The sequence below is a fragment of the Rhizobium sp. RAF56 genome (assembly GCF_052113965.1).
In the GTDB taxonomy this organism is placed as follows: Bacteria; Pseudomonadota; Alphaproteobacteria; order Rhizobiales; family Rhizobiaceae; genus Rhizobium.
Window position 1 is genome coordinate 36,761 of record NZ_JBFRDU010000037.1, and the last position, 10,511, is coordinate 47,271.

Annotated in this window: 11 protein-coding genes and 1 pseudogene; 5 read left to right on the forward strand and 7 right to left on the reverse strand. The window is 59.1% G+C overall.

Annotated elements, in window-relative coordinates:
* Positions 1-120: 120 nt before the first annotated feature.
* Entirely contained in the window at positions 121-1,254 is a 1,134-nt protein-coding gene (locus AB4048_RS23685) for an O-antigen ligase family protein (RefSeq protein ID WP_442204442.1), read from the reverse strand.
* A gap of 507 nt (positions 1,255-1,761) precedes the next feature.
* Here AB4048_RS23685 and AB4048_RS23690 point away from each other — a divergent pair.
* A complete protein-coding gene (locus AB4048_RS23690; RefSeq protein WP_442204443.1) occupies positions 1,762-2,211 on the forward strand; it encodes a serine O-acetyltransferase in 450 nt (149 codons plus the stop codon).
* A 44-nt stretch (positions 2,212-2,255) separates the two neighbouring features.
* Positions 2,256-2,858, forward strand: a complete 603-nt coding sequence (locus AB4048_RS23695; protein WP_442204444.1) for an SGNH/GDSL hydrolase family protein — start codon at positions 2,256-2,258, stop codon at positions 2,856-2,858.
* Positions 2,859-2,877: 19 nt separating this feature from the next.
* Here the strand turns inward: AB4048_RS23695 and AB4048_RS23700 are convergent, their stop codons facing one another.
* From AB4048_RS23700 to AB4048_RS23715, 4 genes are all read right to left on the reverse strand, one after another.
* The gene (locus AB4048_RS23700) at positions 2,878-3,438 is read right to left on the reverse strand and encodes an NADPH-dependent FMN reductase (RefSeq protein ID WP_442204445.1); all 561 of its coding nucleotides are present in this window, start codon (positions 3,436-3,438) and stop codon (positions 2,878-2,880) included.
* Between the two features lie 84 nt (positions 3,439-3,522).
* Positions 3,523-4,749 (reverse strand): NAD(P)/FAD-dependent oxidoreductase, encoded by a 1,227-nt coding sequence (locus AB4048_RS23705; RefSeq protein WP_442204446.1) that lies wholly within the window; start codon positions 4,747-4,749, stop codon positions 3,523-3,525.
* A 10-nt stretch (positions 4,750-4,759) separates the two neighbouring features.
* On the reverse strand, positions 4,760-5,074 hold the full coding sequence (locus tag AB4048_RS23710) for a MocE family 2Fe-2S type ferredoxin (RefSeq protein WP_442204447.1): 315 nt from the start codon (positions 5,072-5,074) through the stop codon (positions 4,760-4,762).
* Between the two features lie 35 nt (positions 5,075-5,109).
* On the reverse strand, positions 5,110-6,330 hold the full coding sequence (locus AB4048_RS23715) for a fatty acid desaturase family protein (RefSeq protein WP_442204448.1): 1,221 nt from the start codon (positions 6,328-6,330) through the stop codon (positions 5,110-5,112).
* A 42-nt stretch (positions 6,331-6,372) separates the two neighbouring features.
* On the opposite strand from AB4048_RS23715, the gene AB4048_RS23720 reads away from it, so the two are divergent.
* From AB4048_RS23720 to AB4048_RS23730, 3 genes are all read left to right on the forward strand, one after another.
* Entirely contained in the window at positions 6,373-7,401 is a 1,029-nt protein-coding gene (locus AB4048_RS23720) for a LacI family DNA-binding transcriptional regulator (RefSeq protein WP_442204449.1), read from the forward strand.
* A gap of 192 nt (positions 7,402-7,593) precedes the next feature.
* The gene (locus AB4048_RS23725; RefSeq protein ID WP_442204450.1) at positions 7,594-8,406 is read left to right on the forward strand and encodes a TIM barrel protein; all 813 of its coding nucleotides are present in this window, start codon (positions 7,594-7,596) and stop codon (positions 8,404-8,406) included.
* Between the two features lie 752 nt (positions 8,407-9,158).
* Positions 9,159-9,695 (forward strand): hypothetical protein, encoded by a 537-nt coding sequence (locus AB4048_RS23730; protein ID WP_442204451.1) that lies wholly within the window; start codon positions 9,159-9,161, stop codon positions 9,693-9,695.
* On the opposite strand, the gene AB4048_RS23735 is transcribed toward AB4048_RS23730, so the two are convergent.
* Positions 9,678-10,283, reverse strand: coding sequence for a hypothetical protein (locus AB4048_RS23735; protein ID WP_442204452.1), 606 nt, complete (start codon positions 10,281-10,283; stop codon positions 9,678-9,680). The genes AB4048_RS23730 and AB4048_RS23735 overlap by 18 nt on opposite strands.
* Positions 10,284-10,379: 96 nt before the next feature.
* Positions 10,380-10,511, reverse strand: a pseudogene (locus tag AB4048_RS23740) (IS630 family transposase); the annotation flags it as partial.

A 10,511-nucleotide genomic window follows, 5' to 3' on the forward strand; every position in this document is an offset into this window, starting at 1 on the left:
TTTGGTCCCCGCTTCTGTTTAAGAGATATCGAAAATGGGGGCATAGTTTGGCCAAAGACGGCCTTTTTCAAGGATGCTGCATCGCAAAAAGGCCATCGAGTTTGCCACTCGGATCGCGTGCTACCGCCTTGAAAAGGAAGGTCGTGGCCAACGCGGCGAGCCCTGACGGAAGCGCCGAGGCCGCATATGGGCAGGCACGGGCGGCCGCTCCGATAGCGGGCGAATCGAGATGAAACTTGCCATCACGAGCGCAAAAAGACTGACGTTCGAGCTGATGACGTTGTCGGTCAGGCAGTAGATGAAGAAGCTCGCCACCATCGCCACGAAGAGCGTCGTTCGCGCCAGGGGACGGGTCAGGAACATGTAGACGAAAATGCCCACAAACAGGCCGACGATGGTGACGACGCCGAAATAGCCGGTCTCAAGCGCGAGCCTCAGATATTCGTTGTGGGCGGCGATCGTCTTCGTGAGTTCGATGACCTCGTCCGGCACCACCTCGATCTGGTGGCCGAGCCCGATGCCGAAGAGGGGATAGTCGCGGCGCACGCTGTCGAGCGCTTGCCAGATCAGGTCGCGCCCGCTGTTGTTGTCGCTTTCGAAGCGGTTGAGGATGCCTTGCCCGGCAACGATCGCGCCGAGGCCGCCGACAAGGATCAGCGCATAGGTCGCCAGATACGCCTTGCCGAGCGTGCGGGCATGGTAGGTGTAGAAGGCGACGATGGAGACGACCGCAGCCATGGCAAAAGGCATGCGCGCGGCACAGAGCGTCAGGATCGCCATGCTGGCGGCGCAGACCCAGAGATAGCGCCGGTCGATGTACGCTGAGGCTAAGACAGCCGCGATCGCGCCGACGTAGCAGATGCTGCCGAGCCCGGACGGAATGTTGCTTCCCTGCAGCCGGTTCACCGACAGGAAGTCGACTGCAAACAGGGGATGAATACCGACGACGTTGTAGACGGCGCCGATGGCGACGCAAGCGATCGGCGCCCATGCGAGCAGGCGCAGCAGGAAATTGCGGTCTTCGATCGTCGGCCTCCCGGCAAGCAGAAGCAGGATGCTGAGCAGAGAGAAAGCCGATTTCAAATAGCGGCCGATTCCGAAATAGGGAAAGTCCGTAACACCGGCCGAGATCGCGGTTGCGCCGATGATCAAGGCGATCATGAGCAGGACCACACGATCCACTCGACGGGTTAGAAGGAAGGTCACGCCGGCTGCGAAAAGCAGGGATTTGTGAAGCTGGTTTGCGGATCCCATGATCCCTAGCGCTTCGGGATTTATCAGCCAAACTGCCAGGTGAACCGCGAGTAAAAGTCTGAACAGCAATGCAAGCCCTCATCTATTGCTCGTCGCTAAAGCATAGGGGAAGCGAGGCGCCGAGGCGACCCTGAAGGTGCAGATTCGTGGCGGCAGGCCCCGTTCGCAAGCCTTGCCTTTTCAAAATTATGCACTTTATGATGAAACGCACCCCGCCGTTTTCCTGACGTTTTTCGCTGCAATATGAAGAGGTAAGCGGGGTTGAAAGAGAACGTCCGTTGCGCGTCCTTCCGGCCGCGCGGGGCAGTAAGCAGCACATCGACCATCTCGAATTAGACGCGCAAATCTGCCGATGCGCTTCGAGGCGCAGGGTCGAACGTGTATCGACGAACTGGTTTATCGAGGACGTTCACAAGGATGTGGCAAGACATATGCCGGGACTATCGTGCCTATAAAAAACCACTGCTGGCGCAGGGTTTCTGGGCGCTCGCGATTCATCGATATGGCATGACCATCAATCGTATTTCCAACCGGGTGGTGCGACTGCCCTTTGCGATCGTGCACCGTATTCTGATCAAGCTTTCGGAGGTTTTCCTCGGCATCTACATAGGTCCGCATGTCCAGATCGGCGCGCGCTGTGTGATCGAACATTTCGGAGCAATCATCATCCACTCCGATGTGAAGATCGGTGACGATGTCCGCATCCGCCAGTGCGTCACGATCGGCAACAAGTCGATCGACGAGCCGAACGAAGTGCCGACCATCGGCAACAACGTCGATATTGGCGCAGGCGCCAAGATCCTCGGGAAGATCGCAATCGGCGACCGCACCGCGATCGGCGCCAACGCGGTCGTGCTCTGCGATGTTCCGGCCGATTCGGTTGCGGTTGGGGTTCCGGCGCGGATCCTGCCCCGTAAGGTATCAACGCCGCGGGTGCGCCGTGAGGCGGCTGGTTGAACGCCGTCCGGCGATATCGGCTGGCAGCGCTTTTTGCGTTGGGAATGATATTTGGGGGGGCCGCGCAGGCCGAAAGCGAGAACCGACCGCTGGAGATTGTCACTTTCGGAACCTCGTTGACGGCCCGTGGCGGCTGGCAGGAGCCGTTGCGCGCAGCGCTTTCAACATGCCTTTCGCGGCCGGTGGAGATTTCGATCGTCGCAAAGGCCGGCGCGACCTCGCAGTGGGCCATCGGACAAATAGATGCGGTGGTAAGTGCAGCGCCAGATGTCGTCCTCTTGGAGTTCTACGCGAACGACGCGGCGCTGAACCGCTTCATGACGGTGGACGCGAGCCGCCGCAACGTCGCGACGATCCTTGACGGCCTTCACCGCGGGTTGCCTCAGTCACGCGTTCTCGTCATGGCCATGAACCCGTTTATCGGCATGCGCGGATGGATGCGGCCGTTTGCAGAGAGCTATATCGAGGCGCACCGCGAGGAGGCCGAGAAGCGATCGATGGAGTTCGTCGATCACCGCCCTGCGTGGACACGCCTCTACGGCGATGATCTCGCCGCCGTTATCCCTGACGGGCTACATCCCCTCCCCGAGAAGGCGGCTGACGCCATGGTGCCGACGCTTGTCGAACGCTTGTGCCACGGACGATAGCGGCGGACGGATACCCGCGTCAGGGCCGTTTGGCGCTTTCGACAAACGCAGCGAAGCCTTTGATGAAGGCAGCGAGATTGTCTTTGACCTTCTCGTCGGTAATGCGGCCGTCTTCGTTGAAGACAGCGGTGGCGCGCGACACCATCAGACGTCCGCCGAACCAGGGATTGGTGCCGAGCGTACGCAGCACCTGCAGCCACGCCGTCTGGCTGAGGAGGGTACCGAAATTGCCGGGCGATGCACCGAGAACCGCGACAGGCTTGGCGTTGAAAACCCGTGGTATGTCGCTTGCCGGCCGCGTCATCCAGTCGATCGCGTTCTTGAAGACCCCCGGAATTGAATTGTTATATTCCGGCGTGAACAGCATGAGACCGTCCGCGTTTGCAACCAAATCCTTCAATCTCTGAACCTTCTCCGGGATGCCGTCGGAGGTCTCCGCGTCGGCATCGTAGAGCGGTATGCCGTGAATGGTTTCGGGAACAATCTCGACGCCTTCAGGCGTAAGATCGACGGCTGCGCGAAGCAGCTCCGTGTTGAAGGAACCCTTGCGGAGGCTTCCCGAAATGCCAATCAACTTCATCGTTCATCCCTGACGTTTATCGTTGGGCGAACATTGGCTGTCGGCCGGGCTTCGTCAAGGGCGCCCTTCAACTCGACCGCCGACTTATGCTGCCAACAGCGATTTGAGCTTGACGCTGCTTGTCGTCAAAGCCTCCGGCGCTGGGCAAGCCCGCGCCGCGATCAGCATTTCCGCGAGCCGGATGTCGCGTGCAACAGCATTGCCGCGGCCGATGCCGCTGGCGGCAATAAGGCGCCCTGTATGATCGAGATGAAAAAGCAGAAATCCGCCCTCGCCGAGATCGCGACGCAGCGTGGTCGTCGCGCCTTCGGATAGGCCCGCAATCTGCAACGTCATGTCGTATTGATCCGACCAGAACCAGGGAACGGCCGAAACGGCTATGCTTTCGCCGAGCATGTTGGCAGCAGCCAGCGCCCCCTGTTCCTGCGCATTGCGCCACGATTCCAGCCGGATGCGCCGCCCGCCGTAAAGCGGGTGCGGAAATGAACAGCAATCGCCGGCGGCGTAGATGCCGGGGTGAGAGGTCTCCAGATACGCGTCGACCGCAATGCCATTCTCGATGGCAAGTCCGGCTTCCTCGGCAAGAGACGTGTTCGGCGACGCGCCGATACCGACAATCACTAAGTCAGCTTCGATCGTTTCCCCATCGGCAAGAAGTATGCAGGCGCCGTGGGCGTGCTCCTCCAATGCTTTGATCGCCTGGCCGCAGCGCAGATCTACCCCTTCCTGCCGATGACGCTCGGAGATCACCTCCGCGATCTCCTCAGGCACGCCGCGTTTCAGGACGCGGGGAAGGCCTTCGATGACGGTAACCTGCGCGCCGAGGTGACGGCCGCTCGCTGCCAGCTCAAGCCCGATGAAGCCGCCGCCAATAATGACGACGTGGCGGCCGGTCTCCATCATCGGCCGAAGCGCCAACGCGTCCGCATGCGTTCGAAGCGTGCGGATACGACCATGCGTCGACTTGACGCCGGGAAATCCGCGTGCGCTTCCGCCAGTTGCCAGCAGCAGCTTGTCGTAGCGCAGGCTGCGCCCGTCAGACAACGCGACGGCTTGAGCCGTCGTGTCTATCGATGTTGCGGCAACGCCTGTTACAAGATCGATGGCGCCTTCGCTGTACTTCTCGATGGCGGCCATCCATTTCGGCTCGGCCGCCTCGATCAGCCCCACCTTCGAAAGCGGCGGCCGTTCGTAAGGGGCGTGCGGCTCGCCGGCGATCAGCGTGATGTCGCCGGCAAAGCCCTTTTCCCTGAGCGCGAAGGCCGCGCGGCCACCGCACTCCCCTCCCCCGATGATGAGAAAATGAGACATGGCGCGGTCCTCAGAGCGAAATGAAGACGGTTCCGTCTTCGACTTTTACGGGATAGGTCCTGAGATTGACGCAGACCGGCGCGCCCTTGGCCTCCCCGGTCTTGTAGTTGAAGCGGCCGTTGTGCTTGGGGCATTCGATGATGTCGTCCATCACCAGCCCGTCCGCGATATGAACCTGCTCGTGCGTGCACAGGCCATCGGTCGCGAAATATTCGTCGTCCGGGCTGCGGTAGACGGCAAATGTCTGCCCGGCATGATCGAAGCGGATGACATCCTCCTCGTCGATTTCGTCCGCGCTGCAGACTTCGATCCAATTTCCGCTCATGTTCTCCTCCCTTGCATCGTCATCGGTGGCGGCGCTTATTGCGCTGCCATGGCCAGGTCCTGGTGAAATTCCTCGCGATAGGGCCGTGCTGTCGGCGGCAGCTCTCTCCGCAGACAATAGTCCTCGTTGCGCAGCTGGCGCAGGAAGGCGGGGATCATCTCGCGATAGCCCGACCAGATCGAGGAATTGGGTGCGGGAAGATCGTGCCGGATCATGGCGTGCAGCTTCGGCAAGGCATGATAGGGAACCATCGGGAACATGTGGTGCTCCACATGATAGTTCATGTTCCAATAGATGAAACGGCTGATCGAGTTCATATAGACGGTGCGGCTGTTCAGCCGATGGTCGATGACGTTGTCCGCAAGCCCGCCATGCTGAAGGAGGCCGGTCATGACGTGATGCCAGGCGCCGTAGAGGCGTGGGCCGCCGATCAGCACGAAGGGCAGGATCGATCCAAACCACAGGGCGGCCGCGAACGTCGCAAGATAGATCGCCACCCATATCCGCGCCACGCGGATCGCCTTCGCCTGTTCCATCTCAGGGATGAAGGTCTTTTCTTCGGCGCTGATGATGCCGCTAGCGTTGCGAACCATATCGACGAGCGCATGCCAGACGTCGAGAATGCCGAAGAAATTGAGGATCAGCCTTAGCAGGTCCGGAGGCCGCATGACGGCGATCTCCGGATCGCGGCCGACGATGACGGTGTCGGTGTGATGGCGGGTATGGCTCCAGCGCCAGGTCACCGGATTGCGCATGATCATGAAACAGGCGATCTCATAGACCGCATCGTTCATCCAGCGCGTCTTGAACGCCGTGCCGTGTCCGCACTCGTGCCAACGGCTGTCGGAGGCCGAACCGTAGAGAACGCCGTAAGTGAGGAAGAACGGCACTGAGAGCCACGATCCCCAGAAATAGACGCCGAGGCCTGCGAGTATCGCCATGCTGCCGAGCCAAAGGGCGGTGTCGCGAATGGCGGCGTGATCGGAGCGCTGCATGAGCGCCTTCATCTCCTTGCGCGGAATGTCGGTATGGTACCATTCGGCCGCGGCAAGGCCCGCCTCTACCGCAGCTTGGCCGCTTGGGCCGAGAAGGCTGTAATCGCGCTTGGTATTTCGGATGGTCAATGTCGCCTCCTGATGCCTATCGGCACTTGCGCGGCTGCTGCCTTCGGTCGTCGCCGCTCCCATGACCGCAGAATAGGTTGACTTTGGGCGGGTCTCAATGCAGCAATGATGTAATCTATCAAAAACCATCATGCATTCATATCATGCTAATGATGGAAAATGTCAGGATCACCTATGCGCAGGCCCACGATTTCCGATCTTGCCAAAGCATCCGGCGTCAGCGTCGCCACCGTCGACCGGGTGTTGAACGGGCGTCACCGCGTACGCGAGGAAACGGCGCGCCGCGTCTACGATGCCGCCCAGGCGATCGGCTATTACGCCATCGGGCTCCTTCGGCAGCGGATCTTCGAGGACCTGCCGCAATACCGGCTGGGCTTCGTGCTGCAAAAGCCGGGGCAGGCCTTCTACCAATCCTTCGCCCGGGAAATCGAAACGGCCGCGCAGGCGGTCACCGATGCCCGCATCAAGGTCCACATCGATTTCGCCTCTGCCGCGACGCCGACTGCCATCGTCGAAACGCTCAAGGCGGAGGCCGGACGCAGCCAGGCAATCGCGCTGGTTGCTCCGGATTATCCGGCGGTTACCGCCGCGATCGAGGAGCTGAAAGACAAGCGCATTCCCGTCTTCTCGCTGCTTTCGGATTTCGCATCCGGTGTTCGCGAAGCCTATGTCGGCGTCAACAACCGCAAGGCGGGGCGCACCGCAGCCTGGATGATCGCCAGAACCGCGAGGCGGCCCGGCAAGGTGGCATGCTTCGTCGGCAGCCACCGTTTTCACGGGCACGAACTGCGCGAGATCGGCTTCCGCTCCTATTTTCGAGAGAATGGGCCGCAATTCGAAGTCGTCGATACGCTGATCAATCTCGAGACCGCGGAGATCACGCACGAGGCGACGGTGGAACTGCTGCAGCGGTATCCCGACCTTGCCGGCTTCTATGTCTGCGGCGGCGGCATGGAGGGCGCCATTTCCGCGATCCGTGAGGAAAGGCTTTCCGGCAAACTCGCCGTCGTTGTCAACGAGTTGACGCCGGAATCGAAGGCGGCGCTCGCCGACGACGTGGTCACGATGGTGATCGCGACGCCGCTTGCCGCCCTTTGCAAGGAGCTGGTGTCGCTGATGACCGGGGCGCTTGAGCGTGGACAGGCGGAGATGCCAGGCCAGTTCTTTCTGCCGTTCGACATCTTCGTGTCGGAAAATCTCTAGCGAACTGGAAATGAGGTCTCTGCGAGTTCTGTCAAATGATGGAAGTCTTGCAGAAGGCTTAATTTTTCTATCACCGATGATTGCGCGTCAGTCTCAGTTCCCATGGAACGGCAAGGCTATTTTCGCTAGCCATGTGGCCAAGAGCGGCAGGTGACATCCCGCAGCTCAAGTGTTGCCAGGAGGAAATTCAGCATGAACAAGATTCGCTTCGCGCTAAACCATATGTCCGCGCCGTCACTGTCGATCGAAGCGTTCTTCGCGATGGCCGAAGCGCTCGGCGTTTCGGGGGTCGAGATCCGTAATGATCTACCGGGCAACGCCGATATCGGCAGCACGCCGGCGAGCGTTGTCCGAGACGCAGCCGAACGCCACGGTTTGACGATACTGTCGATCAACGCGTTGCAGCGTTTCAACGAATGGAACGATGAACGCGCCAAGGAAGCGGCGGAACTTATCGCCTATGCGCGCGATTGCGGTGCCAAGGCGCTCGTGCTTGTTCCGGTCAATGACGGGAGCGGGAAGGACGAGGGTGTCCGCCACAGAAATCTGCTGGCCGCGCTTGCGGCGCTCAGACCCATGCTCGATGCCGCAGGCATCATTGGCCTCGTCGAGCCGCTCGGCTTCTCCGTCTGCTCGCTGAGTTCGAAGACGGAAGCCGCCAACGCGATCGAGGAACTCGGCGCTCAGGCAACGTTCCGGCTCGTGCACGATACCTTCCACCACCATCTCGCGGGTGAAGCGCCGCTTTTTGGGCATCTGACGGGCCTCATCCATATATCCGGCGTGGTCGATCCGAGCGTCACGGTCGCCGAGATGCGCGACCCGCATCGGGTTCTGGTCGATGGCAAGGACCGGCTCGACAATATCGGCCAGATCCGCGCGCTGATTGCCGACGGTTACGACGGTCCCTTCTCCTTCGAGCCCTTTGCGACGGAAGTCCACGCGCTTACGGATCCCGCACGGCCGCTCAAGGCTAGCATGGCGTTCATCGCGCAAGCCGTCTGAGGAAATTGCCGACAGAGCGAGCTTTCGCGAAGATTGCGGGAAACCTCGTCCGCCGCCCATTGTGCGAGAAGCTCGCTCGCCTGCCCCCTTCGCCGATCGCGCTCCGGCCATTATTCCGCCAAGCACGGCCATAGTAGCATCCGTATCCATAGGTGGCGGGTAGCCGTCAAAGGTATTATTCGCGCTTGCCACACGGACGAAGTGAAACCCCCATTGTCGGACTATCCGCTCGTTCCTGATTGATTAGATTGGTCAGAGAGAAAAGAAACTGAGCGCTCAGAAAATGCAAACGAAAACAAATATATAGTACCGCCTGGTCCGGGGTGGGCATATGTGCGGTATCGATCCGCTGGCAGGAAATCTTCGCCGCGATGAGCCCGCCGGATGTCAGGATCGAACGTCATCGACGCAACACTCTATCGGCTATCATCAGGCTACAGCGAGACATCCTGTTATTGCGGCAGGCAAAGGCGTAAGTATTGATGAACGCATTGAGGTGAATTGCAACAGTCAGAGATCAATCTATTGATGAGAGCCCGTGCATTGCCTCGGTGGATTCGGTGGGCGTCTCTGTCGTCGAGACAAGGAGATACTTTGTGGACTTTCCCCTAGCACCGCATAAACAGCGCTCGGTCGCGATCATCTGTTTTATTCATGATTTCGGACACCTCCAGCCCCTTCTGAAGATGGCAGATACCTTGAAGTAGGCGGGGTATCATATCAAATGCTATATCGCCGGCGAATGTGTTCCATTGTTGAAGCGCTTCCAGTTCGAGTCTTTTGAGCTGGACGTTATTCCGCGGCAGGAACTGGACAAGAAACTGGATAGTTTCTTTAAGCGGCCCGGTATCTTCACCAGCTTTTGTCACTACCTATACTATCTAACGGTTTACCCCAAAGTCACTGCGGGAGTTGGGCGGGAGGCGTCCCGATTGAGTGAGGAGTTGCAGCGACAACGTCCAGACTTGATCGTTAGCGATGCTTTGTGGTTTGTCGACTGGTACGCGCGCATTGCCCAATCGCTGGGTGTACGATTGCTGATCAATAGCTTTGACGGCAGCCTCGCCTATAATCAGAGGCCTTTCGTTCGAGCGTTTGGTTTGAGTAAGGTGCCTGCAATCATTCAGACCGCAGTGGAGAAGATCTCGTCGATATCGACGGTCCTATGTTCGTCATATTATCGCTTTCGATTTCTTGGGGATTGGCTGAAGCTTCGTTCTGTCCGTCAAAGGGCGACCGATGAGTTTGAAGCTGCGTTTCCCGAATTTTGTTTACTCAGCCGCGACTAGTAGCTTCTTCCCCAGTTTCTGGGCTCTTTCGGACATTTTGATCTGAGTTGGTTTGGCCTTATTTGAGTTGTTTCTCCCGGTATCGCCCGGTGCGATCTTGCCATAGCTGAAGTCTTCACCGTCGGTTTCATCCCTTTTTGTCTTTCCAATCCCACCCTTTGTGATTGCATCATCGATACCCTGCTGATGGTGAACGCGATGTTTCCCATAAACCCGATCAAGCATCTCAAGGGACATTCCAAGGAACCCGGCGATGTCGTGCACCGAAAGCTCTGACTTGCGCATCAACCAAGTCGCGGCGGTATGCCTAAAGCAATGCGGCACGAGCCCTCTGTCTGGAAACAGCTCCTTTATGAGCCGGTGAAGTGCGCGGCTCTTAGTGATCGGTTCGCCTTGATATTCGATTGGGTATTTGCGGCCCGCCCTATACCAGCGCCGCATATATCGCAGCAGACGCATGGGGATTTTGATTGACGGAGCCTGTTTCGTTGGCGGCACATTCTCGCGCGGTGCAGCCCTATGATAAACACCGCGTTCGAGGTCGATCCACGGTCGACCTTCTTGACGCACAAATGAAGCGGTGAACATTCGGCTCGACCGTGTTCCCGTATACGTGGCCATCAAGATATAGGGGATTAAGTGACGACGAGGTTGGGCTGTAGTTCTTATACGGATCCTCGCTGATCAGAACCCATTGACCCATTCTCTGCGACCGATGGACATGATCCGCCATGGCTGGCTTTCGAGCTTTCGCCAGGCATCGCAGCAGTGATCGACAATGTCGTCGTATGATTTGAAGACTCGGTTCGAGAGCCA

Excerpts from the sequence above, each read along its gene's own strand:
- AB4048_RS23695 (WP_442204444.1), top strand. The coding sequence starts at position 2,256 with ATGATATTTGGGGGGGCCGCGCAGGCCGAAAGCGAGAACCGACCGCTG.
- AB4048_RS23700 (WP_442204445.1), bottom strand. The coding sequence starts at position 3,438 with ATGAAGTTGATTGGCATTTCGGGAAGCCTCCGCAAGGGTTCCTTCAAC.
- AB4048_RS23685 (WP_442204442.1), bottom strand. The coding sequence starts at position 1,254 with ATGGGATCCGCAAACCAGCTTCACAAATCCCTGCTTTTCGCAGCCGGC.
- AB4048_RS23690 (WP_442204443.1), top strand. The coding sequence starts at position 1,762 with ATGACCATCAATCGTATTTCCAACCGGGTGGTGCGACTGCCCTTTGCG.
- AB4048_RS23735 (WP_442204452.1), bottom strand. The coding sequence starts at position 10,283 with ATGTTCACCGCTTCATTTGTGCGTCAAGAAGGTCGACCGTGGATCGAC.
- AB4048_RS23710 (WP_442204447.1), bottom strand. The coding sequence starts at position 5,074 with ATGAGCGGAAATTGGATCGAAGTCTGCAGCGCGGACGAAATCGACGAG.
- AB4048_RS23715 (WP_442204448.1), bottom strand. The coding sequence starts at position 6,330 with ATGATGGTTTTTGATAGATTACATCATTGCTGCATTGAGACCCGCCCA.
- AB4048_RS23705 (WP_442204446.1), bottom strand. The coding sequence starts at position 4,749 with ATGTCTCATTTTCTCATCATCGGGGGAGGGGAGTGCGGTGGCCGCGCG.
- AB4048_RS23725 (WP_442204450.1), top strand. The coding sequence starts at position 7,594 with ATGAACAAGATTCGCTTCGCGCTAAACCATATGTCCGCGCCGTCACTG.
- AB4048_RS23720 (WP_442204449.1), top strand. The coding sequence starts at position 6,373 with ATGCGCAGGCCCACGATTTCCGATCTTGCCAAAGCATCCGGCGTCAGC.